Raw genomic sequence first — 22,734 nt, forward strand, 5'->3', positions numbered from 1 at the left:
AATCCACCAACTGGTCACCCTGAGGGCACCTGGCGTCAACCAGTCGGAGGCGTCGAAGGGGCCGGTGAAGCACTTGTCGGCGGCGGAGCAGTCGTCGTCGCCGACGGGGGCGCACTGCTGGGGGTCGGCGGCGGGGTGGTCGTGGTGGGCGGCGGGTGCGCGGTGGCGCTCCGCCGCTGGCGCGCGGTTCCGGGTGATGCCTTGGTGCCCGCCGAGGGGTTCTGTATCGCGACTGTGCCGGCGGACGGGTTGGTGGTCTCGACCGGCGCACCCTCCGTCACGTTGGTGAACCCGGCTGCCTCCAAGGTGGCTGAGGCTTCCTGGAAAGTCTTGCCGACGACGTTGGGCACCTGGATCTGACCGGTGCTGACGAATACCGTGACCGTGCTCGACTCGGGCACCGAGGCGCCCGGGCCGGGACTCGTGCTGATCACCGTGCCGGCCGACTGAGCGCTGTCCTGATCGATGAAGCTGCCGGTCAGGCCGGCCGAGGCGAGCAGTGCCTCGGCCTCCTCGCGCGGCTTGCCGGTCAGGTCGGGGACGCTGATCTGCGCCGGTCCGGCGCCGATCGAGAGATTCACCTTGGTGCCGGGCTGGACCTCGGAGCCCGACGAGGGATCCTGCGCCACGACCCGGTTGGCCTGCTCGACCGAGCTGGTGACCTGCTCGACCTCCCCGACCTTCAGGTCGGCATCCTCGATCGTGGCGGTCGCCTCGTCGAGCGTCTGCCCGACGACCGACGGGACCGCGACGTCCTGGACCGGCGGCGGGTCATCTCCGCCGAGCAGATTCGGCACCACCAGGAAGGCGGCGACGAGCACGGCGACCAGCAACGCCGCGAGCAGCGCCCAGGTCTTGCCCGAGATGCCCCGACGCGAGTCATCCTCCCCCTCTTCGCGGTAGGTGCGCGTCTCCGGCAGCGCGGCCGGCGGGATCGCCGGTACGACGGTGGTGGCCTCCTCCTCGGTGAGGACGGGGGCCGCCTCGATCTTCTCGCCCATGATGGCGCGGTCGAGGTCGTCCTGCATCGCTGCGGCGCTCTGGTAGCGGTTGGCAGGGTTCTTGCTCAGCGCCTTCATCACGATCGAGTCCAAATCGCGCGGCACGGAGGGATTCACCGAGCTGGGCAGCTTGGGGATCTCCCGGACGTGCTGATAGGCAACCGCGACCGGCGAGTCACCGACGAACGGAGGCGCTCCGGTCAGCAGCTCGTACAGCACGCAGCCCACGGCGTACACGTCCGAGCGTGCATCGACGCTCTCGCCGCGGGCCTGCTCGGGTGACAGGTACTGCGCGGTGCCGACCACGGCCGCGGTGGCGGTCATCGTCGCGGCCGTGTCGGATACCGCGCGGGCGATGCCGAAGTCCATCACCTTCACCCGGCCGGCCGGGGTGATCATCACGTTTCCGGGCTTGACGTCACGGTGCACGATGCCGTTGCGGTGCGAGAAGTCCAGCGCGCCGCAGATTTCGGCGGTGATCCGCATGGCCTGCGGCGGTTCGAGAACCTCCTCCTGACGCAGCAGCTCGCGCAGCGTCTGACCCTCGACGTACTCCATCACGATGTACGGCGTCGGCGGGTCGGTGGTCTGGTCCGCGCCGGTGTCGTACACCGAGACGATGGCGGGGTGGTTCAGCGACGCCGCCGACTGAGCCTCACGGCGGAAGCGTGCCTGGAAGGTGTGGTCGCGCGCCAGGTCCGAGCGCAGGATCTTGATGGCCACGTCCCGGTCCAACCGGGTGTCGCGGGCGAGCAGGACCTCGGCCATGCCGCCGTAGCCCAGCAGTCTCCCGACCTCGTAGCGTTCGCCGAGGACGCGTGCGCTCATCGCGGTTCCTCCTTCAGCTCGTGGACGGTGATGTGGGGGTGGCTGACCACCGGGTCGGGATCGTCGTCACTGCTGACCAGCAGGACGATCGCGACGACGATCGCGATCAGCACCAATACGGCCAGAGTGAGCAGGACCCAGGGCGTACGGCGGCCGCTGGGCTGCTCGGGGGCGCTGAGTGAGCGCTTTGCTGTCGCGCCCGATCCGCTGCCTGGCGGTGCCGGTCCGGACGGACCGGCGCCACCGACGGAATTCGTCGGCAGGCCCGTGTAGCTGCCGGTCGCGGACGACGGCCCCCCGGCTGTGGGCGGCCCACCGGTAGGCGGGTGGAGACCACCGGTCGGAGCCGGTGCCTGCGGCATCGCCGATGGCTGGGGCGTGGGCGGTGCCTGCGACGCAGTTGATGGCTGGGGCGCGGCCGATGGCTGTGGCGAGGGTGGTGCCTGGTGGCGGGGAGCCGACGGCGCCCCGGAGGGCCCGCTCGGTGACGGCCCGCCCATCGGCGGCTGTTGGGCGCGCGGGGCCGCCGGATAAGGCTGGGGTGCCGCCGGGCCCTGAGGAGCGGGGGGTCGGCCAGCGGGCCCGGGTCGCGGCCCGGGTGGCGTCGGACCGGCGGCGCCGTGCAGGTCGGGGCCGCCCGACGCACCCGGACCGCCTGGGCCGGTCGGCCCGCCCGGACCGGCCGGGGCACCACGACCGGCTGGCCCGCCCGGGCCGGCCGGGGCACCAGGACCCCCTGGACCCCGAGGCGGGACGTCCGGCCGGGGCCCTCCGGGCAGCTGGTGCGGAGGGGCCGGGGCAGTGGCCGGGGCGGACGGCGGAGCCGTCGGCATCCCGCCCTCGCGCACCGCCTTGACCGCTGCCACGAAGGCCCTGCCGTCCGGATAGCGCGCGTCCGGGTTCTTGCGCATGGTGAGCTCGATCAACGTCCGCACGTTGTGCGGGACGTCGGCCGGGAGCGGCCGGGGCAGGTCACGGATCTGCGCGAGCGCGATCGCGACGGAGTTGTCGCCGTCGAAGGGACGAACGCCCGCCAGGCACTCGTAGCCGACGACCCCCAGCGCGTACACGTCCGACGCCGGCCGGGCCGGTTTGCCCTCGGCCTGCTCGGGGGCCAAGTACTGCGCGGTCCCGACCACCGTGCCCTGCTCGGTGAGACCCACGGCGTTCGCAGCGCGCGCGATGCCGAAGTCGGTGATCTTCAGGACGCCGTCCGGCCGGATGATCAGGTTGCCGGGCTTGATGTCCCGGTGCACCATGCCCTCGCGGTGCGCGGCGGCCAGACCCAGCGCGGTCTGCTCCAGGTAGTCGAGGGTGCGCGAGGGCGACAGGCGGCGCTCCTGGGCGAGGATGTCGACCAGCGGTTTTCCGGCGACCAACTCCATCACGAGGTAGCACAACCGCTCGCTGTCGTGGACCTGCTCGCCGTAGTCATAGACGCTGGCGATGTTCGGGTGCGAGAGCGAGGCGGTGTTGCGGGCCTCGGCGCGGAACCGCGCGAGGAAGGTCTCGTCGCCGGAGAACTCGCTGCGCAGGATCTTCGCCGCCACGACGCGGTGGAGGGTGGTGTCCTCCGCACGCCATACCTGACCCATGCCGCCAGTGGCGATCGGGGTCAGCAGCTGATACCGATCGCCGAGGCGGATGCCCGGCTTGATGCTCATCAGCCACCACCCTCCAGGCTGTCGAGATAGGCCTCGATGACGTCGGCCGCGATGGGAGCCGACATCTCGCCGCCGGTGCCGCCGCCGTTCTTGATGAACACCGCTACCGCGATCTTAGGGTCATCCGCGGGCGCGAAGCCGGTGAACCAGGTGTGGTCGTTGACGCCCTCGGAGACCTGGGCGGTGCCGGTCTTGCCGGCCACCTCCACGCCGCTGACCTGCGCGTTCTGCCCCGAGCCGTTCTCAACCACGCTGATCATCATCGTGGTGATCTCCTCGGCGATGTCCGCCGACACCGCTCGGGGTCCGAACTTCTCCGGCTTGGTCTCGTCGAGCACCGACAGGTCGGGCGCCTGGGTCTCGGCCACCAGGTAGGGCTTCATCAGCTGCCCGTCGTTGGCGATCGTGGCGGCCAGCATCGCGCCCTGCATGACGGTGAAGCGGACGTCGCGCTGACCAATCGCCGACTGCGCGAGCGAGGCGTTGTCGATGATCTCACCGAGCGTGCTGGGCGAGACCCGCAGCGGCATCTCGAAGGGCGATTCGGTGACGCCGAACTTCTCGGCCATCGACCGGATCCGGTCCTCACCGAGCTCGTCGACGGCAAGCTGGGCGAAGGTGGTGTTGCACGAGACTGTGAAGGAGTGCATCAGCGTGTCGGTCTCGCTGGCCGTGCACGGCTTGCCGTCGAAGTTGCGCAGCAGCGTCTGGGTGCCGGGCAGCTTGTAGGCATCGGGCGCCGGAAGCTGCTCCTGTGGCCCGATGCCCATCTCGAGCGCCGCGGCCGTGTCGATGATCTTGAAGATCGAGCCGGGCGGGTAGTTCTCCGAGACCGCCTGGTTGCCGCGCGGATCGGTCGGTTGATCACTGAGCGTCTGCGCGTAGTCGCGGATCTGCGACGGCTGGTGCGTGGAGAGCTGGTTGGGGTCGTACGACGGCGTGCTCACCAACGCCAGCACGGCACCGGTCTTCGGGTCGATGGCGACGACTCCGCCGACCGCGGGCTCCCCGTTGACCGACAGGTTCGACAGCGCCTCGTACGCCGCCTGCTGGGCCGCCGAGCTGATAGTGAGGACGACGTTGCCACCCTTGGGGTCGCGTCCGGAGAACAGGTCGGAGATGTTGTTGCCGACCAGACGGTCGTCGGTGCCGGCCAGAACGTCGTTCTCGGCCTTCTCGATGCCCGAGGTGCCGTACACGATCGAGTAGTAGCCGGTCACAGCGGCGTACATGTCGCCGGCCGGGTAGGTGCGCAGGTACTTCAGCCGGTCGTCGGTGGCCTCGGAGACGGCGATCGGATTGCCCTCGACGACGATCGATCCGCGCTGGTTCTGGTACTCGTTCAGCAGCACGCGGGTGTTGCCGGGGTCCTTCTGCAGTGACTCGCTGCGCACTACCTGCAGGTAGTTGAAGTTCACGAACAGCGCGCCGAACAGGATGACGGTGAACAACGCGAGCTTGCGGACGGGCTTCTTCATCGGCGCTCACCCCCGTCCGGATCCACGGGCCGCTGCAACCAATCGGCCTCACCGGACTGCTCGGCAGCGCTCGGGGGCGGCTGGACGGCCTCGGGGGACTCGGCCTGCTCGGCCTCGGCGTCCTTGAGCAGCCCGGCGTCGTGGATCGCGGTTGCCTCCTCGACCACCTGCTGCGGCGCCTGGGCTGCGTTGGCGGCGCCAATCGCCGCGGCGCGGGCCCCGAGCTCGTCGGAGGGATCGCCGGTGAAGGCGTCGAGGTGCTTCTTGGCCGCCCGCGCCTTCTGGGCGCGCTGGGTGCCGATCTTGTCGGCGTCGAGCTTCGCCATTGCCATCGTCTGCTCACTGACCGACCCCGCGGGGGCCTTTCGGACGGCGGGACGGCGGGCGGCGTCCGACATCCGCATCAGCAGCGCGAGCAGGATCAGGTTGGCCAGCAGCGACGAGCCGCCGGCAGACAGGAACGGCGTGGTCAGGCCGGTCAACGGGATCAGCCCCGTGACACCGCCGACGATGACGAAGACCTGCAGCCCGATCGAGAACGCGATGCCCGCGGCCAGCAGGGTGCCGAACGAGTCGCGCACCAGCAGCGAGGTGCGGAACCCGCGCTCGACGATGACGACATACAGCACGATGACGGCGGTGATGCCGACCAGGCCGAGCTCCTCGCCGAGCGCCGCGGTGATGAAGTCGGACTTCGGCAGCGGCACCTTCTCGGGGTGACCGTTGCCCCACCCGGTGCCGAACATGCCGCCGGTACCGAAGCCGAACATCGACTGGCGCAGCTGGTAGCCGGCATCGCCGGAGCCGAAGGGGTCCAGCCAGGCCTCGACGCGGCGCTGCACGTGCCCGAACAGGTTGTAGGCGAGGGTGGCGCCGCCGAGGAACAGCAGCAGGCCGATGACGACCCAGGAGAACTTCTCGGTCGCGATGTAGAGCAGCGCGACGAAGATGCCGAAGAACAGCAGCGACGAACCCAGATCGCGCTGGAACATCAGGATGACGAGGCTGAAGCCCCACATGACGAGGATCGGGCCGAGGTCGCGCATCCGCGGGAACTCCAGCCCCATCACCTTGCGGCTGGCCAGCGACAGCACGTCGCGCTTGGCGACGAGGTAGCCCGCAAAGCTGATCAGCAGGGCCACCTTCGCGAACTCGCCGGGCTGGATCGAGAAGCCGGCGAACCGTAGCCAGATCTTGGCGCCGTTGATCTCCGGGGCGATCGCGCCGGGCAGGACCGCGGGCAGCACCAGCAGGAAGAGGCCTGCAAAGCCGAGGGTGAAGGTGAACCGGCCGAGGGTGCGGTGGTCGCGGTAGACGACGAGGACGGCGACGAACAGCAGGACGCCGAGCACCATCCAGGCGATCTGCGGGTTGGCGCTCGAGCTGGGCACCGGGGTGCCCTCGCTCTCAGCGAAGGCCTTCTCGGTGAAGTCCAGGCGCCTGATCATCACCAGGCCCAGACCGTTCAGCAGCGCCACCGACGGAAGCAGCACCGGGTCGGCGTACGGCGCGGTGATCCGGACGGCGATGTGCGCGACGGTCCAGACCCCGACGAAGCCGAGGGCGTACCAGACCAGCAACGGGTCGACCGCGTCGGTCATCGCCAGGTCGGCGGCAACCTGCGCAGCGATGACGATGATCGTGGCGAACGCGAGCATGGCCAGCTCGGCGTTGCGGCGCTTGGGCAGCTCGGGCGCGGGGGACCCCGCGATGCGGCTCGGGGTGGCGGTCGCTGTCATGTCACCGCCTCTGCCGGCAGCTGTCGGAGTCGGCCGATGCCGCGCTATCGCCGGCCGGGGGCGCGCTGGTCTGGGTGGGTGCCGGCGTGTCGGACGCGTTGGGGTCGGGGGTCGCGTTCGGATCGGGAGCCGGCGTCTCGGCGGGCTGCTCGGGGGTGAGCTGGTCGCAGTAGGGCAGCAGCCGGTCCTCGAGCCGCCCGACGATGCTGCGGGCGTCCTCAAGGGAGTCCGCTTCGACGCCGCCGAGGATGTCGACGCGGGTGGCCTTCTGCAGGTCATCGACCTTGTAGTCGGTGCGCTCGGCGACCGAGTACAGCCGCACCGGCCCGATCTCGGTGTCGACGCCGTTGTAGATGACCACGTCGTCCCCGTCGACGCCGACGAAGTACCGCGAGTTCAGGTAGGCGTTGGTGGCCAGGACCCCGGCGGTCAGCAGCACGAGCACGGCCAGCAGGATCCACCAGCGCTTCTTGCGCCGCGGCGGCTCCACAGCGGTCGCCCCGTCGTCCTCGTCGTCCGGCTCGGGCTCGTCGCGTTTGCCGATCAGCGCCGCGCGGGCGGCGGGGCTGTCACCGCGGGTCTCCCGCTGGCCCCGGTTGCCGCCGGCCGCGCCGTCCACTACGGGGGCGCCGTCCACCGAGTCGGGCGCATCGTCGTCGATGAGGTCGGCAACGATGACGGTGATGTTGTCGGGGCCGCCCGTCCGCAGCGCGAAGTCGATCAGTGAGTCTGCTGCCTCGCTGGGGGTGTCGGAGGTGCGCAGTACCTTCTCGATCCGCTCGGCCGAGACATAGCTCGACAACCCGTCGCTGCACAGCAGGTAGCGATCGCCCGCGCGTCCCTCGCGCATCGACAGGTCGGGATCGACGTCCATGCCGTTCAGGGCGCGCAGGATCACCGACCGCTGCGGGTGGACGCTCGCCTCCTCCGGAGTCAGGCGGCCCTCGTCGATCAGCGCCTGGACGAAGGTGTCGTCATGGGTGATCTGGTGCAGCGTGTCGTCGCGGAAGACGTAGGCGCGGCTGTCCCCGACATGGCACAGCCCGATCCGCTTGCCGTTGAACAGCATGGCGGTCAGCGTGGTGCCCATGCCGTCGAGGTCGGGACGGTCCTCCACCACCTCGCGCAGGTGCGCCGTGCCGGCCTCCACGCCCTCGCGGAGCGCCTCGAGCATGTCGCCGCCGGGATCGTCCTCGTCGAGGTACTCGATCGCCGCGATGATGATCCTGCTGGCCACCTCGCCCCCGACATGCCCACCCATGCCGTCCGCGACGGCGAGCAGCCGCGGGCCGGCGAACACAGAGTCCTGGTTGTTGCTGCGCACCAGGCCCCGGTCTGAGCGGGCGGCGTACCGCAGGTACATCGTCATGCGCGGAGCTCGAGGACCGTCTTGCCGATCCTGATCGGGACGCCGAGCGGCACGTGCAGCGGAGCCGCCACCCGCTGCCGGTCGAGATAGGTGCCGTTGGTGGAGCCGAGATCTTCGACCAGCCACTCACCGTCGCTGCGGCGGGTGAGGCGGGCATGTCGCGAGCTGGCGAAGTCGTCGGTGAGCACCAGCGTGGAGTCGTCGGCGCGGCCGATCAGGATCGGCGCGCTGCCCAGGTTGATCCGGGTGCCGACCAGCGATCCCGCGGTCACCACGAGTTGGCGGGGCAGGTGCCGGCGGGGCTGTCCGGGGTGTTGGCGCGGCGGCGCCTGGCGGGCGGCGTTGCGCGGCGGGGCCTGGGCCACCGAGCGGGGACGGGCGCCGGTCAGGTCGGCGCGGATGAGCCGGAAGATGAAGTACAGGAACAGCCACAGCAGCGCCAGGAAGCCGAAGCGCATGATCTGGATGACGATGGCGGGGGTCACCGCGGGCCCTCCGGTTCGTAGCGGTAGACGAGCACGCTGCGCCCGATCCGGATGACGTCGCCGTGGCGGAGTGGTGCGCGACTGATGCGCTTTCCGTTGACCATGGTTCCGTTGGTCGACTGCAGGTCGGTGATGGTGGCCAGGACGCCGTCCGTGGTGACCTCGGCGTGCTCCCGGGAGATGCCGGAGTCGGTGATCCGGACGTCGGCGGTGCTGCCGCGCCCGATCACGTTGCGGCCCTGACGCAGCGGCATCCGCTCGCCGGGCCCGTCGACCACGATCAGGTGCTGGTAGCGGGGCTGCGGAGGCGGTGGCGGGGCGCCGTCGCGGCGGTGCCGGGGCCTGGTGGGCCGGGAGGCCCGCTCCCGGGACGTGCTGGGTGCTGCGCAGCCGAGCCGCCGGCGCCTCGGCGGCGCCGGCCGCGTGGGCTGGCAGCGGCACGCTCGGCTCGGCGTCGTCCACGCCGGACTCGATCTCGAACACGCCGGTGTGCAGGGCGTCGTCTCGCTCGAAGCGCACCTTGACCGCACCGTACGTCGAGTAGCCCTCGGCGTCGAAGTGCTCGCGGCAGATGTCGGCGAGGCTGCGGGTGAGCTGCTTCTCCCACTCGTGCAGGTGTGCGTAGTCGGTCTCGCCCAGGCGCACGGTATAGCGGTTGGGCACCAGAGTGCGCTGCTTGTCGATCGGCGTGGCGTTGTCGTCGGCGTCCTGCTGCAGGGCGCGGGCGATCTCGGCCGGATGCACCTTGCCCTTGAAGACCCGCGCGAACGCGCTGCCCACACCGTGCTCGAGCTTGCGCTCGAAGCGCGAGAACACTCCCATCGGGCTTGTCCTCCTTCGGCTTCGGCGTCGTGACGATGACAGGTCGTGGCGGGCCGTGTCGTGCGGCCGCGGCTTGGTGCCATCGTATCGGGCGAGTGAACCACTCTAGGGACCTCAGCGTGGGGATGCCGTAACGACCTGCCCAGCACTCCGAGCGGTGATCGGCTGAGCGGGAGGGGTTCGGGCGAGCGAGAGGGGATTAATCCCCTCTCGCTCGGAAGAATCCCGCTTGCTCCCGAGAAGCCCGCTTGCCGGCGGGCGGCCGCCGCCTGCTGGACACCTGCGCTCGGCACCGGGTAGGCATGGGGCATGGCCGTTCAGATCAACTACGCATCCACTGGCATCGCGCCCGAGCTCGACGAGCCCTTCGAGCAGGCGCTCGAACGAGGCCGGACGGTGCCCGCCGAGCCGCTGAGCCACCTGATCGGCGGCGCAAACGTCGCCGAGGGCGAGACCTTCGAGCGGCGTGACCCCTGCGATGAGCAGCGGCTGCTGTCGCTGAGTCACGCGGCCGACCGCGAGCTGGTCGATCGAGCGGTCACCGCGGCCCGTCAGGCCAGCAAGGGTTGGCGGCGTACGCCGTACGCCGAGCGGATCGCGCTGCTGCGCAAGGCGATCGAGCGGATCGACGCGAACGTCATCGAGCTGGCCGGCCTGCTGAGCGCGGAGACCGGCAAGTCGCGGGTGGAGGCCCTGGGCGAGGCCCGCGAGTCGATGGACCTGATCGGGCAGTACTGCGACGAGATGGAGCGCCTGAACGGGCTGCGCACGCCGCTGAAGCCGCAGGGCGACGACGTCAACACCGACGTCCTCAAGCCATACGGCGTGTTCGGGGTCATCTCTCCGTTCAACTTCCCGGTCGCGCTGACGGTCAACATGATGAGCGGCGCACTGGTCACCGGCAACACCGTCGTGGTCAAGCCCAGCGACAAGGCACCTCGCTCGACCGCGACCGTCGTCCGGCTGATCGCTGAGCAGCTGCCCGACGGCGTGGTGAACCTCGTGCACGGCGGCCTGCAGACCGGCCAGGCGGTGGCGCAGTCGGACGTCGACGGCATCGCCTTCACCGGCTCGGCCGAGGTCGGCTGGGAGATCTATCGCGCGCTGGGCAAGGGCGCCTACGCCAAGCCGGTTCTGGCGGAGATGGGTGGCTGCAATCCCGCGATCGTCACCCGCTCGGCTGATCTCGATCAGGCCGTCAGCGGCATCATCCGCTCGGCGTACGGCCTGTCGGGGCAGAAGTGCAGTGCCTGCAGCCGGGTGGTGGTGGACGCCGAGGTGCACGACGAGCTCGTCTCCAAGCTGGTGAACGCGGCGCTGCAGCTCGTGGTCGGCCCGCCCGAGGAGCGTGGCATGACCGTCGGCCCGGTCATCGACGAGCCCGCCGCCAAGCGGATCGAGAAGGCGCTCGCCCTGGCGCAGGAGGACGGCCGGGTCGAGTGCGGCGGACGCCGCGCGGGAACCCTCTACTTCGAGCCGATCGTCGTCACGGGCCTGCCGCGCGACCACGAGCTCACCCGCACCGAGATCTTCGGGCCCTTCCTGACCGTCACGAAGGTAGAGTCCTTCGACGAGGCGATGGACGAGGCCAACGCGGTCGACTACGGCCTGTCCGCGGGCGTCTACACCGGGCAGGACGCCGAGGTCGAGGAGTTCCTGGACCGCATCGAGGCCGGGGTGGTGTACGTGAACCGGCCCACCGGCGCGACCACAGGCGCCTGGCCGGGCATCCAGTCCTTCGCCGGCTGGAAGGCCAGCGGCACCACCGGCAAGGGTGGCCTCGGGCCCTGGTATTTGCCCGGCTTCTGCCGGGAGCAGTCCCAGACCGTCACCACGCCGAGGGCTTAGCACTGGCTTCGGTCGGTGCAGCGCCCGTCGATTAACCGGCGACATTCCTCCGCGAGCGACTCTCGCACCACGACCTAGTCGGCGTCGTCCACCCAGTCGAAGGACTTCGTCACGGCCTTGTGCCAGCCACCCAGCAGCCGGTCGCGTTCGGACGCTGACATCTTCGGCGTCCACCTGCGTCCCTCTGCCCAGTTCGCGCGGATCTCGTCCTTGCCCGACCAAAAGCCGACCGCGAGACCCGCGGCGTACGCCGCACCCAGCGCCGTCGTCTCGATCACCTCGGGCCGGATCACCGGCACATCGAGGATGTCGGCCTGGAACTGCATCAGCTCGTCGTTGGCGGTCATGCCGCCGTCGACCTTCAGCTCGGTGAGCGTGACCCCCTCCTGGGCGTCGGCGAGCATCGCGCTCATCACGTCGGCGGTCTGGTAGGCGGTGGACTCCAGCGCTGCGCGGGCCAGGTGGCCCTTGTTGACGAAGCGGGTCAGCCCGACGAGGGCACCGCGGGCGTCGCTGCGCCAGTACGGCGCGAAGAGCCCCGAGAAGGCGGGCACGAAGTAGGCGCCGCCGTTGTCGTCGACCGTGCGGGCGAGCTGCTCGACCTCCGGGGCGCTCGAGATGATGCCGAGGTTGTCGCGCAGCCACTGGATAAGCGACCCGGTGACCGCGATCGAGCCTTCGAGCGCATAGCTCGGCGGCTCGTCGCCCAGCTGGTAGCACATGGTGGTCAGCAGCCCGTGGTCACTGACCACCGGCTCGGAGCCGGTGTTGATGAGCATGAAGCAGCCGGTGCCGTAGGTGTTCTTCGCATCGCCCTTGGCAAAGCAGGCCTGGCCCACCATGGCCGCGTGCTGGTCACCGAGATTGCTCGCGATCGGGACGCCGGTCAGCAGACCGGTGCGCCGTCCCTCGGCGTACACCTCGGAGGACGACCGGATCTGCGGCAGCATCGAGAGCGGAATGCCGAGGTCAGCGCAGATCTGCTCGCTCCACTGCCGGGTGCGGATGTCCATCAGCATCGTGCGGGAGGCGTTGGTGACGTCGGTGACGTGGACGCCGTCGGTCATCAGCCAGATCAGCCAGCTGTCGATCGTGCCGAGCAGCAGATCGCCCGCTTCGGCGCGTTTCCTTGCACCGTCGACATTCTCGAGGATCCAGTGCACCTTGGGCCCGGAGAAGTAGGTCGCGAGCGGCAGCCCGCAGACGTCCTTGTAGCGGTCCTTGCCGCCGCCGTCCTTCGCCAGCTCGTCGCAGATGCGCTGGGTGCGGGTGTCCTGCCAGACGATCGCGTTGTAGACCGGCTCGCCGGTCGTCCTGTCCCACACCACGGCCGTCTCGCGCTGGTTGGTGATGCCGATCGCGGCGACCTGCTCCTTGTTAACCTCCGCGACGGCGAGGGCCTGGGCCGCAGCCTGGCGTACGGCGGACCAGATCTCCTTCGGATCGTGCTCGACCCAGCCGGCCCGCGGGAGGATCTGCTCGTGCTCGAGCTGCCCGGAGCTGATGATCCGGCCCGCGTGGTCGACCAGGACCGCTCGGCTGCTCGTGGTTCCCTGGTCGATCGCCAGGATGTACTGCTCGGCCATCGACCTCAGCCCTTGACGGGGGAGTTCTCGAGCATCGGGACCAGGCCCTGGTGCCGGTCGCGGATCGCCGCGGCTGCTCCGTCGGTCGTCACCGCCTCCGCTGCCGCCTCCGCCGAGACGCGCTCGCGGTAGGCGGTGATCTCCCGGTCGGTCTGCTCGTCGCTCCAGCCCAGTAGGGGTTGCATGATCGCCGCGATCTCGGGTGCGCACACCAGGCCGCGGTCGCGCATCTCGTAGTCCAGGCGCACCCGTGCCCGCAGCACGTCCTCGAGGTGCAGCGCGCCCTCGTGAGTCACCGCGAACGTGACCTCGGCGTGCAGATAGGCAGGCGCGTCGAGCAACGGCTCGCCGAGCCGGGGGTCCGCGTCGATCATGTCCAGCAGCACACCGATCTCGTCACCGTAACGCCCGAGCAGGTGCTCGACCCGCTCTGCGGGCCAGTCACGCTCGGTGGCGATCCGTCCCGCGTTCGCGGCCACCGCGGCGTACGTCGCGCCGCCGACGAGTGGCGTCTTCTCGGTTAGGCAGGGATGCAGCTTGACGGCGTCCTTTCCTTCCATGGCGGTGATCGCGAAGTCGACGGCATCCTCGGCCATCACGCGGTAGGTGGTCAGCTTGCCGCCGGCGATCGCGCACATCCCAGGAGCGACCTCGGTGACGGTGTGCTCGCGGCTGACCTTGGTGGACGCCTCGGGATCCTTCGTCCTGGGCTGCAGCAGAGGCCGGAGGCCGGCGTACACGCCGATGATGTCGTCGCGGCCGATCGGCCGCTCGAGCACCTCGTTGGTGTGCTCGAGGACGTAGTCGATATCGGCGGAGGTCGCCACCGGATGCTGCAGGCCCTCGGACCACGGGGTGTCAGTGGTGCCGATGATCCAGTAGCGCTCCCACGGGATGATGAACAGCACCGACTTCTCGGTCCGCACGAAGACACCGGTCGAGCCGTCGATCGCCGCCTTGCGGACGACGATGTGGATTCCCTTGGAGGCAAGCACTTCCAGCCCCCCGTCGGTCCCCGCGAGGTCCTGCGTGCGCTCGGTCCAGACGCCGGTGGCCTGTACGACGTAGCGTGCGTTGATGTGCAGGTCTCGCCCGCCCTCGAGGTCGCGCACTGTCGCGCCGGTGACCTGGCCGTCGGCGTCCTTGGTGATGCCGGTGACCTGCGTGCGGCTGGCCGCGAGCGCTCCGAGGCCCGCGGCGGTGCGGACCAGGTCGATCACGAGCCGGGCGTCGTCCACCCGCGCGTCATGGAAGCGGATCGCGCCCGCGAGCGCATCGTCCTTGAGGTCGGGGAAGAGGGCTTTCGCGCCGTCCTTCGAGTAGTGCTTCTGGCCGGGGACGACGCGGCGGCCCCGGCCACCGATCTGCGCCAGCATGTCGTACATGCCGACGCCGACGGCGCTGTAGGTACGCTCGACGACCGGATTCTTCAGCGGCCAGAGGAAAGGCTGCGGCTTGACCAGGTGGGGGGCGATGCGGTTGATCAGCAAGCCGCGCTCACGCAGCGCCTCCGCGACCAGCGAGATGTCGAAGTTGTAGAGATAGCGCAGCCCGCCGTGCACGAGCTTGCTCGAGTACGCCGAGGTGCCCCCTGCCCAGTCCTGCGCCTCGACGATCGCGACGCGAAGGCCGCGGGTGGCGGCATCCAGCGCGATCCCGGCGCCGGTCACCCCGCCGCCGATGACGAGGATGTCGACGCCTTCGCCGTCCGACATCTGCTGCAGTGCGCGCTCGCGCGATCGGGCGGTCAGTGCGGTGCTGGTCACGTCATACCTCTTCTCCTTCGCGACCTGCGGGAACCGCAAGGCCCAGCGCCTTCCATCGTCCCACGGTGCGGGTGTCACCGGGTGTGAATACGGGCTGTTGATCCCCCGAGCTACTGATCGGACCCCTTAGCGGCCCATGCCGGCTTGACCAGGCGGACGGCGTCCGCGGCCAGGGTCAGCATGTCGGCCTGGCGTTCGCTGCGGTACCAGTTCTCGATTGCGGCGAAGATCGCCATCACCGCCGCGGTGCACACGATGTGCGCCGCGTCGTGATCGAGGTCGTTCACCGGTGAGGCGACGACCAGCGGCGTCAGCGCGTGCGCCATCTCCTCGGCCATGAGGAAGCCCGCGCCCCGGATCGAAGGGGTCTCCATCCAGATCTTGGTTCGCCGCCAGGCCATCTCCATCGGGATTGCCAGGTGCTGTGCGGCGATCAGCTCGATCGCCTTCTCGAACGCGGTGTAGACGTCGTGCTCGGCAAGCAGCACCGGCGCCAGCGCGAGAATCTGGTCGTCGAACTCGTCCCGCAGCACCAGCGCTTCTTTGGTGCCGAAGTAGCGGTAGACGGTGCTGGGGGAGACCTCGGCGTGCGCGGCAATGTGCTCGATGGTGACCGCGTCGAAGCCGTGCTCCTCGAACTGCTCGACGGCCACCTCCTGCAGCCGGCGCATCGCCGCGGCCTTCTTGCGCTCGCGCAGGCCCATCCGCGGCGCGCCGGCGACGAGGTCCGCAAGCTCGGGCGTGGACGCGTCGCCGCTGGTGGTCATACGACCAGTCTACCTACCTGACAGTGACTTGCAGATTCGATCAGTCCGGAGTAGAGTGACTCTCATGAGACAGTCACTCTCAGATTCGGCGATTAGCGCGACAGGGATCCAGAAGCACTTCGGGTCGACCAAGGCCCTTGACGGCCTCGACCTCGTCGTGCACGCCGGAGAGGTGCACGGCTTTCTCGGACCGAACGGCTCGGGCAAGTCGACGACGATCCGCGCGATCCTCGGCCAGCTGCGGCTCACCGGCGGGGCGCTGACGGGCTTCGGACTCGACCCGATGGCGGGCGCCGTCCGGATCCACGAACGCCTCGCCCACGTGCCCGGCGACACGATGCTGTGGCCCAGCCTGTCCGGTGGCGAGTGCATCGACCTGCTTGCGCAGTTCAGGGGCGGTGGCGAGCCCCGCCGCCGCGAGGAGCTGATCGACCGCTTCGAGCTCGACCCGACGAAGAAGGCCCGCACCTACTCCAAGGGCACCCGCCAGAAGGTCGCGCTGATCGCCGCGCTCGCCAGCGACGCCGAGCTGCTGCTGCTCGACGAGCCGACGTCCGGCCTCGACCCGCTGATGGAGGCCGCCTTCCAGCAGACGATCCGCGAGCTGCACGCCGAGGGTCGCACGGTGCTGCTGTCCAGCCACATCCTCGACGAGGTCGAAGCGCTGTGCGACCGCGTCACAATCATCCGGGCCGGGCGCACCGTGTCGACCGGCAGCCTGGACGACCTGCGCGCCGGCACCCGCACCACGATCCGCGCCACCACCACGGCGCCGATCCTCGGCATCGAGCGCTACGACCCGGCGTGCGAGCAGGTGGACGGCGTGCTGCACACCGAGCTGTCGGTGACCCGCGACCAGCTCGCCGAGGCGGTCACTGCCGTGGCCGCGGCCGGCCCGGCGGCGCTCGTCGTCCGCCCACCCTCGCTCGACGAACTGTTCCTCGAGCACTACGGGGCGGAGTCATGATCGGGCACGCGCCGTTCACCGGCACCCTCGTAATGGCCCGCGCCCACCTGCGGAGCCGGTGGAAGAGCCTGCTGCTGTGGACCGTCCTGCTGATGGCGCTCGTGCTCGCGACCGTGTCGAGCATCAAGGGTCTCTACCCGACGCTCGAGGCGCGGCTGGCCTACGAGGCGTCGATGAGCGCCGCCCCGGCGTCCGCGGCGTTCAACGGCCGCGGCTACGACCTGAGCACCCTCGGCGGCATTGCCGCGTTCGAGGTGGGCTTCATGGGGTTGCTGGCGCTGCCGATCGTGATGTCGCACCTGGCGATCCGGCTCACCCGTTCCGAGGAGGACGCCGGCCGCACCGAGCTGATCCGCGCTGGCCGGGTCGGGCGGCTGGCACCCATGACCGCTGCGGCCGTGGTGCTGCTGGAGGCCGTCGCCCTGTTCGTGGTCGCGACCGCCAGCGGCATGACCGCGATCGGTTACGCGGCCGGCGGCTCGTGGACCTACAGTCTGGGCCTGGGGTTGTTCGGGCTGGCGTACGGCGCGCTCGCGCTGGTCGCTGCCGAGCTCAGCAGTGAGTCGCGAACGGCCTACGGCCTCACGATGCTCGCTGTGCTCGTGACCTTCCTGGTGCGGGCGGTCGTCGACGGCCGCAGTTGGAGCACGACCTGGCTGAGCCCGATGGGCTGGCTGGCCGAGATACGTCCTTGGGGCGCGACCCGATGGTGGCCGCTGATTGCGCTCGGTGTGCTCGTGGCGGTGGCGCTCGCGGCCGCCGTCCTGCTGACCCTGCGACGTGACCTTGGCGGTGGGCTCATCGGTGCGGCCCGCGGACCGGCAACGGCACGCCGCGGGCTGGGGACGCCGCTGGGGCTTGCGTGGCGGTTCACCCGCGGGGCGTTCTGGGGATGGCTCGGCGGCCTGGTCGTGTGGGGTGTGGCGATCGGCTCGCTGTCCAGCGAGATGACCGACCTGGTCGCCGCGAACCCGGCGATCACCGAGGCGCTGGGGGTCGATCGACCGGAGCAGCTCATCACGGTCATGGCGATGCTGATCGCCGCGATCGGCACAGCGTCGCTCGCCGTCCAAGGGATCGGCAGGCTGTCGCGTGAAGAGCAGGCGGGCCGGCTCGCGCTGCCGTTGTCGACCGGTATCGGCCGGGCGCGGGTGTGGGGCACCTGGGTGGTGCTTGTGGCGGTGCAGACGACCGTCGTGCTGCTGGCATCGTCGCTGAGCGTCGGCGTGACGACCGCGCTCGTCACCGAGAAGGGTGACAGCGTCCGTTCCAGCCTGGAGGCTGGTCTCGCGCTCACCCCGGCGGTGGTGTTCATTCTCGCGGTGGCTGCGATGCTGCATGCGCTGGCGCCGTCGTCCACGTCGCTCGCGTGGCTGCTGGTCGGCTGGGCGGCCGTCGTCGGGATCCTCGCCGAGGCGCTGCAGCTGGCCGGCTGGGCGCGCGACCTCTCGCCGCTGTACGTAGTCGGCAATGTGCCGATCGGCCCGGCCGACGGGACGGCGATTGCCGTCCTCGTGGGAATCGCGCTCGCGCTGGTCGTGGGTGGGCTATGGCGGTTCAGCCGCCGTGACCTCGTCGCCGGCTAGGCAGAGCTAGGCCCGCCTAGCTCAGCACCGGAGCAGCTGAAAACGCAGCGCGAGAGACGAGGCATCGCACATAGTGCGACGCTCCGCCTCTCGCGCTGCGTTTTGAACAGGCTAGGAGTTTAGCCGAGTGCGGCGACCGCCGCGTCGTAGTCCGGCTCCTGGCCGATCTCCGGCACGAGCTGGCTGTGCAGCACGGTGCCGTCGGTGTCGAGGACGACGACCGAGCGCGCGAGCAGACCGCGCAGCGGGCCGTCGGTCATCGTGACGCCGAACTGCTGGCCGAAGTCGTCACGGAAGGTCGAGGCGGCGGAGGCGTTCTCGATGCCCTCGGCGCCGCAGAAGCGGGCCTGCGCGAACGGCAGGTCGGCCGAGACGTTGATGACGGCTGTGTTGTCCAGGCCGGTGGCGAGCTCGTTGAACTTGCGCACGCTCGCCGCGCAGACACCGGTGTCGACGCTAGGGAAGATGTTCAGCACGACCCGCTTGCCCTGCGAGGTCTCAGGGGTGACCTCGGACAGGTCCGAGCCGGTCAGATGGTAGGCGGGAGCCTTGCTGCCCTGCGCGGGGAGCTCTCCGGAGGTGTTGACAGGGTTGCCCTTGAAAGCTGTGGTTGCCATGGGTACTTGCTACCACAGCAGGTGTTCGCTCGCCGTCGGTCCGCCGCCCCAGCAGGCCGACGGCGGTGGGTTCGGGGTTGAGCAGGCTGCTCGCCGTTGTCCGGGTTGAGCAGGCCGCTCGTCGTGGGTCCGCGCCCCAGCAGGGCCGTCCGCCGTCAGCTCGGGCGGCCCTTCTGCAGCCGGTCGATGTGCTCGGAGGCCTCGGCCTTGGTGAGATTGGCCGGGATCTCCTCGCCGGCCTCGCGCGCCAGCGTGTCCAGATAGCTGCGCTGCGCCTCGGTCATCGGCTGGTCGCCGGTCACCCAGTCGTCGGGATCCTTCTGCAGTCCACCGCGGGGCTGTTCACCGCCGAGGGTCTCGCCGCGATTCTGCTCCCGGGCCTCGGCCTTCGGGTCGCGGCGGGCGTCGCCTGCCGCCTCCGGCTGGAGCGGGGCGGACGCCGACTCCTGCTGATGTGGCTCGGGCGCGTCGGGGAGGGGGCCGAGCTCATCGCTGCGGTCACCGGGATGCTGGCTCGTCATGCCCTCGACCCTAATCCTGCTCGGCGGAGCGCGCCGTCATCGTCAGCGCAGCCGGCAGCAGTGACGGGTCGCCCTCGGGCCAGGCGAGCGGATCATCGGGCAGCTCGCCGACCACCGCCAGCTGCTCGGCGAACCACGGGGACACCGTGCGCCGTCCGGCGAGGACGTCGTCGCGCAGCTCGGTCCACCGCACCCACTCGATCTCGGCGACCTCGTCGGAGCGCGGCTGCGGGTCGTCCTCGGTGAGCGCGACCAGCACCGGGCACAGCTCGTTCTCGACGATCCCGTTCATCTCGGCGCGATAGCGGAAGTCCGGCAGTACCAGGTGCACCCGGGTGAGGGTGAGCCCGAGCTCGTCGGCGGCGCGGCGGCGTACGGCGTCCTCGAGGGGCTCATCGGGAGCCGGGTGACCGCAGAACGAGTTTGTCAGGACACCAGGAAAGGTCTTGCCGGCCGCACGGGTCGTGAGCAGGACACGGCCGGCTGAATCGACGACATAACAGGAGAATCCCAGATGCAGCGGGGTATCGGCATGATGCACCGTGGACTTCGCCTCGGTTCCGAGACGGTTCCCGTCGTCGTCCACCAGCACCACCTGTTCGGCGCTCATGCGCGATCACCTCGGTTCAGCAGCGAGGTGGGTGTCGAAGCTGAGCGCATGGTGGGCATGACGCCAGGCTAGTCAGCCCTGGCGACTGAGGGTGCGTTCCAGCCAGCGGTCGACCGCGGCTTCGGCGGCGACGGGCTCGACCTTTCCCAGCAGGACGTGCACGGCGATGCCGTCGAGGAGCGCATGCAGCTCGCGCGCGGCGGGCTCGGCGTCGTCGGGTTGGAGGTAGCCGGCGTCCGCAAGCTGGCCCAGCGCGCTGAGCAGGAACTCGTCGAGATGGTCGTAGAGCAGTGCCTGCTGGGCGGCTGCGTCGCCACGAACCGCTTCTCCGGCGAACGCCAGCCAGATCTCGAGGACGGCGCGGGTGTCGTCGGTGAGCGGAAGGGTGCCCAGCAGCGCCATGCGGAAGTCGTCGACCGGGTCACCGGTGAATGGCAGCGACTGGATGTAGTCACGGGTCCACGCGACGATCTGCTGGGCGGCGAAGGTCATGATCGCCTCGCGGGTGGGCAGGTAGTGGCGGACGGCGCCGCTGGACCAGCCACTGCGCTCGGCCAGCGCCCGGATCGTGACGCCCCGCAGGCCGTCGTCGCGAATCAGCGCCCAGGCGTGAGCGGCGAGCTCACGGCGGCGTTCCTCGTGGTCGACGATGCGGGGCATGGATCCGTTCTAGCACGTCGTTGCCCACTTCGCCCAATCGTGCTAAAAAGAATCGCCGATTAAATAGCACAATCGAGCGAAATAGGAGGTGCTGATGAGTCCGTGGTTCGCGCTGACGCTGGCGGGGGTCTTCGAGGTCGGGTTCACGACCTGCCTGAAGCTCGAGCAGCGCAACAAGAGGTGGTTCTGGGGCTTCCTGGCCTGCGTGCTGATCAGCTTCGGGCTGCTCGCCGAGGCGATCAAGTCCATCCCGATGGGTACGGCGTACGCCGTGTGGACCGGTATCGGTGCGGTCGGCACTGTGCTGGTCAGCGCGCTGCTGTTCAAGGAGCGTCCCGGCCCCAAGGTGTACGCGGTGGTGGGAGTCGTGATCGCGCTCATCGTCGGACTGAAGCTGGTGGGTGAGTGAGATGCCCGGCGGCGAGGAAAGGTCCTGGGTGGTGAGCCGGCCGGCAGCGACGACCGCGGCGGGCAGGGGGCGGGCCGGGATCTCCGGCTGGGCCTGGATCCTGATCGCCGGCCTGTTCGAGGTCGGATTCGTCTTCGCGTTGAAGATGGAGCAGCAGGATTCGCGGTACCTGCCGATGTTCATCGTGTGCGCGGTCATTAGCTTCGAGTGCCTGGCGGAGGGCATCAAGACCGTGCCGCTCAGCATCGGCTACGCAGTGTGGACCGGCATCGGCGCAGTCGGCTCATTCATCCTCGGCATCCTCGTGTTCGACGACCCGACGAATCTGCTCCGCATGCTTCTCGTCGCTGGGTTGATCCTCGCCCTGATCACGCTGAAGGTCGTCAGCCGTCCGAAGCAATGACGGCGCTGCCGCTGGTGAACCAGGTGAACGGCTTCGAGATTCCGCGCAGCACGAACCCTTGCCGGTCGATCCGGACGCGCCAGGGGTCAGCCGCCGGATTGCTCATGGAGCGGTCGATCACCCGCGGCAGCACCCGCTGCTCCCACTACCCGCGCACACCCATCTCCCCATCCAACCCCACGAGTTCGCCGCGCCTGTCGAGCGCGCGTGCAAGTCGGCCAACCTGCCCGCCGGGGCCTTCGCAGATCGTGCTAACCTTGTTCGTCGCAGTCACGGGCAAGTGGCGGAATGGCAGACGCGCTGGCTTCAGGTGCCAGTGTCCGCAAGGACGTGGGGGTTCAAGTCCCCCCTTGCCCACCAACTGAATCGCCCCCGACCCTAGAGTTGCTCTAGGGTCGGGGGCGATTCGCATGAGTGGGCGCCATTCGAGCGACGCGGCCCTCTGGAGCCCGGATCGCGAGACGTTTTCACCCGCCGGCCGCCTGTTGTTCACCCGCTGAGCGGCCGGGCCGTCGCCTCCGAGCCCGCGAGGCGCGGCAGCATGGCTTGCAGAGACCCACGGAGTGAGCCCTCCACGGAGACCCACGGAGCGCGTGATGAATGACGATCTGCATAGGCGGCTGGCCAGCGCCTACGTGATGCTGAAGGACGGCGGCCAGCGAATCACCGTCGAAGCCGTACGCAGCGCCGCGGGCGTGACGACGCAGGAGGCGCACGCGTTCGTCACCGGCTTGATGCAGGCCGATCATCACGATGGTCCCGAGTTCCCGACTCCGATCGAGGCCGCCATCGCCCGTGCCTGGGTGGAGGCGCGCGATGGCGATCGCACCGGGTCTGGCCGCGAGACCTGACGGCCAGACCACTCAGTCAGTAGAGGTACGAGCGGAGCCGCTGGGCGTTCTCGACGGCGTACCCGTTCATGTCGTTGTTGAAGTAGCCATAGACCTTCACCCCACCGGACTCCCACTCGTGGATCCGCTCTGCCCACCACCGCAGGTCGGCGTCGGAGTACGAGCCGCCGTAGAGATGCTCGTGGTCCGGGCCGTGCCACCGTACGTAGCCGAAGTCCGTGGTCACCTTGAGCTCGCAGGGCAGCTTCGCCCCGCTCATCACGACGTACGCCGCCTGGTGCTCCTGCAGCAGCGCGAAGACGTCCTCGTGTAGCCAGCTGTCATGCCGGAACTCGACCGCGATCCGTAGCCAGTCGGGAAAGCGCGACAACGCGTAGGCGAGCCGACCGTCGTCCCGGCCCAGATTCGGCGGCAGTTGCAGCAGCAGCGGTCCGCGCCGGTCCCCGAGCAGCTCCATGCAGCGGGTGATGATCTCCGCCCACCGCTCCGGCTCGCGCAGCTTCTTGTTGTGGGTGAGCGACTTCGGCGCCTTCACCGTCAGCTCGAAGCCCTCGGGCAGCCGCTCCCGCCAGCCGGTGAAGGTCGCATCCTTCGGCCACCGGTAGTACGACGCGTTGAGCTCGACCGTCGCGAAGGTCTGCGCGTAGTACTCGAGCTTTCGCCGCGCCGGCAGCTCCGCAGGGTAGAAGGGACCGGTCCAGCTGTCGTAGGTCCAGCCCGACGTCCCCAGAAGTACCGTCACGCAAGAGTTCTACCC

General features: G+C 69.7%; 22 protein-coding genes, 1 tRNA gene and 1 pseudogene. 7 read left to right on the forward strand and 17 right to left on the reverse strand.

Annotation, left to right across the window (positions count from 1 at the left end; translation table 11 throughout):
• Positions 1-35: 35 nt before the first annotated feature.
• From pknB to DAA40_RS16785, 8 genes and pseudogenes are all read right to left on the reverse strand, one after another.
• Positions 36-1,829 carry a Stk1 family PASTA domain-containing Ser/Thr kinase gene (gene pknB / locus DAA40_RS13195; RefSeq protein WP_106850224.1) on the reverse strand — a complete coding sequence of 598 codons (1,794 nt, stop codon included), beginning with the start codon at positions 1,827-1,829 and terminating at the stop codon, positions 36-38.
• Positions 1,826-3,493, reverse strand: coding sequence for a serine/threonine-protein kinase (locus DAA40_RS16505; RefSeq protein ID WP_199849773.1), 1,668 nt, complete (start codon positions 3,491-3,493; stop codon positions 1,826-1,828). Before DAA40_RS16505 ends, pknB begins: the two co-directional genes overlap by 4 nt.
• Entirely contained in the window at positions 3,493-4,971 is a 1,479-nt protein-coding gene (locus tag DAA40_RS13205) for a penicillin-binding protein 2 (RefSeq protein ID WP_106850225.1), read from the reverse strand. Before DAA40_RS13205 ends, DAA40_RS16505 begins: the two co-directional genes overlap by 1 nt.
• On the reverse strand, positions 4,968-6,710 hold the full coding sequence (locus tag DAA40_RS13210; protein ID WP_106850226.1) for an FtsW/RodA/SpoVE family cell cycle protein: 1,743 nt from the start codon (positions 6,708-6,710) through the stop codon (positions 4,968-4,970). The genes DAA40_RS13205 and DAA40_RS13210 overlap by 4 nt, the downstream gene beginning before the upstream one ends.
• 1 nt (position 6,711) lies before the next feature.
• Positions 6,712-8,079 (reverse strand): PP2C family serine/threonine-protein phosphatase, encoded by a 1,368-nt coding sequence (locus DAA40_RS13215; protein ID WP_106850227.1) that lies wholly within the window; start codon positions 8,077-8,079, stop codon positions 6,712-6,714.
• Positions 8,076-8,537 carry an FHA domain-containing protein gene (locus DAA40_RS13220; protein WP_106850569.1) on the reverse strand — a complete coding sequence of 154 codons (462 nt, stop codon included), beginning with the start codon at positions 8,535-8,537 and terminating at the stop codon, positions 8,076-8,078. The genes DAA40_RS13215 and DAA40_RS13220 overlap by 4 nt, the downstream gene beginning before the upstream one ends.
• 23 nt (positions 8,538-8,560) lie before the next feature.
• Complete coding sequence (locus tag DAA40_RS16780) at positions 8,561-8,818, reverse strand: FHA domain-containing protein (RefSeq protein WP_234356416.1); 258 nt, start codon at positions 8,816-8,818, stop codon at positions 8,561-8,563.
• A 274-nt stretch (positions 8,819-9,092) separates the two neighbouring features.
• A pseudogene (locus tag DAA40_RS16785) lies at positions 9,093-9,386 on the reverse strand (DUF3662 domain-containing protein); the annotation flags it as partial.
• A 309-nt stretch (positions 9,387-9,695) separates the two neighbouring features.
• Here DAA40_RS16785 and DAA40_RS13230 point away from each other — a divergent pair.
• Positions 9,696-11,234, forward strand: a complete 1,539-nt coding sequence (locus tag DAA40_RS13230) for an aldehyde dehydrogenase family protein (protein WP_106850229.1) — start codon at positions 9,696-9,698, stop codon at positions 11,232-11,234.
• 74 nt (positions 11,235-11,308) lie between these two features.
• Here the strand turns inward: DAA40_RS13230 and glpK are convergent, their stop codons facing one another.
• From glpK to DAA40_RS13245, 3 genes are all read right to left on the reverse strand, one after another.
• Positions 11,309-12,820, reverse strand: a complete 1,512-nt coding sequence (gene glpK / locus DAA40_RS13235) for a glycerol kinase GlpK (RefSeq protein ID WP_106850230.1) — start codon at positions 12,818-12,820, stop codon at positions 11,309-11,311.
• A 5-nt stretch (positions 12,821-12,825) separates the two neighbouring features.
• The gene (locus DAA40_RS13240; protein WP_199849774.1) at positions 12,826-14,586 is read right to left on the reverse strand and encodes a glycerol-3-phosphate dehydrogenase/oxidase; all 1,761 of its coding nucleotides are present in this window, start codon (positions 14,584-14,586) and stop codon (positions 12,826-12,828) included.
• A 110-nt stretch (positions 14,587-14,696) separates the two neighbouring features.
• Complete coding sequence (locus DAA40_RS13245) at positions 14,697-15,353, reverse strand: TetR/AcrR family transcriptional regulator (RefSeq protein WP_199849775.1); 657 nt, start codon at positions 15,351-15,353, stop codon at positions 14,697-14,699.
• A gap of 64 nt (positions 15,354-15,417) precedes the next feature.
• Between DAA40_RS13245 and DAA40_RS13250 the strand changes: the two genes are divergently transcribed.
• Together DAA40_RS13250 and DAA40_RS13255 are read left to right on the forward strand one after the other, a co-directional pair.
• On the forward strand, positions 15,418-16,320 hold the full coding sequence (locus DAA40_RS13250) for an ABC transporter ATP-binding protein (protein WP_106850231.1): 903 nt from the start codon (positions 15,418-15,420) through the stop codon (positions 16,318-16,320).
• A complete protein-coding gene (locus DAA40_RS13255) occupies positions 16,317-17,906 on the forward strand; it encodes an ABC transporter permease (protein WP_106850232.1) in 1,590 nt (529 codons plus the stop codon). The genes DAA40_RS13250 and DAA40_RS13255 overlap by 4 nt, the downstream gene beginning before the upstream one ends.
• A gap of 119 nt (positions 17,907-18,025) precedes the next feature.
• Here the strand turns inward: DAA40_RS13255 and tpx are convergent, their stop codons facing one another.
• The 4 genes from tpx to DAA40_RS13275 all read right to left on the reverse strand — a co-directional run bounded on the left by tpx (position 18,026) and on the right by DAA40_RS13275 (position 20,314).
• The gene (tpx, locus tag DAA40_RS13260; RefSeq protein WP_106850233.1) at positions 18,026-18,523 is read right to left on the reverse strand and encodes a thiol peroxidase; all 498 of its coding nucleotides are present in this window, start codon (positions 18,521-18,523) and stop codon (positions 18,026-18,028) included.
• Between the two features lie 155 nt (positions 18,524-18,678).
• The gene (locus DAA40_RS16510) at positions 18,679-19,044 is read right to left on the reverse strand and encodes a DUF3072 domain-containing protein (protein ID WP_199849776.1); all 366 of its coding nucleotides are present in this window, start codon (positions 19,042-19,044) and stop codon (positions 18,679-18,681) included.
• A 10-nt stretch (positions 19,045-19,054) separates the two neighbouring features.
• Entirely contained in the window at positions 19,055-19,654 is a 600-nt protein-coding gene (gene idi, locus DAA40_RS13270) for an isopentenyl-diphosphate Delta-isomerase (protein ID WP_106850234.1), read from the reverse strand.
• A gap of 72 nt (positions 19,655-19,726) precedes the next feature.
• A complete protein-coding gene (locus DAA40_RS13275) occupies positions 19,727-20,314 on the reverse strand; it encodes a TetR/AcrR family transcriptional regulator (RefSeq protein ID WP_106850235.1) in 588 nt (195 codons plus the stop codon).
• A 94-nt stretch (positions 20,315-20,408) separates the two neighbouring features.
• Here DAA40_RS13275 and DAA40_RS13280 point away from each other — a divergent pair, with 94 nt between their 5' ends.
• The gene (locus DAA40_RS13280; RefSeq protein WP_106850236.1) at positions 20,409-20,723 is read left to right on the forward strand and encodes a multidrug efflux SMR transporter; all 315 of its coding nucleotides are present in this window, start codon (positions 20,409-20,411) and stop codon (positions 20,721-20,723) included.
• 1 nt (position 20,724) lies between these two features.
• Positions 20,725-21,126, forward strand: coding sequence for a multidrug efflux SMR transporter (locus tag DAA40_RS13285; protein ID WP_106850237.1), 402 nt, complete (start codon positions 20,725-20,727; stop codon positions 21,124-21,126).
• Here DAA40_RS13285 and DAA40_RS16260 read toward each other — a convergent pair.
• Positions 21,107-21,259 (reverse strand): hypothetical protein, encoded by a 153-nt coding sequence (locus DAA40_RS16260; RefSeq protein ID WP_158716438.1) that lies wholly within the window; start codon positions 21,257-21,259, stop codon positions 21,107-21,109. The two genes, DAA40_RS13285 and DAA40_RS16260, sit on opposite strands and share 20 nt — an antisense overlap.
• A 141-nt stretch (positions 21,260-21,400) precedes the next feature.
• Here DAA40_RS16260 and DAA40_RS13290 point away from each other — a divergent pair.
• Both DAA40_RS13290 and DAA40_RS13295 read left to right on the forward strand, forming a co-directional pair.
• Positions 21,401-21,486 (forward strand) — tRNA-Leu (locus tag DAA40_RS13290).
• A 236-nt stretch (positions 21,487-21,722) separates the two neighbouring features.
• Positions 21,723-21,977 carry a hypothetical protein gene (locus tag DAA40_RS13295; protein WP_106850238.1) on the forward strand — a complete coding sequence of 85 codons (255 nt, stop codon included), beginning with the start codon at positions 21,723-21,725 and terminating at the stop codon, positions 21,975-21,977.
• Positions 21,978-21,993: 16 nt separating this feature from the next.
• Here the strand turns inward: DAA40_RS13295 and DAA40_RS13300 are convergent, their stop codons facing one another.
• A complete protein-coding gene (locus tag DAA40_RS13300) occupies positions 21,994-22,719 on the reverse strand; it encodes a DUF72 domain-containing protein (protein WP_106850239.1) in 726 nt (241 codons plus the stop codon).
• Positions 22,720-22,734 lie beyond the last annotated feature (15 nt).

Source organism: Blastococcus sp. Marseille-P5729, from assembly GCF_900292035.1.
Lineage (GTDB): Bacteria > Actinomycetota > Actinomycetes > Mycobacteriales > Antricoccaceae > Cumulibacter.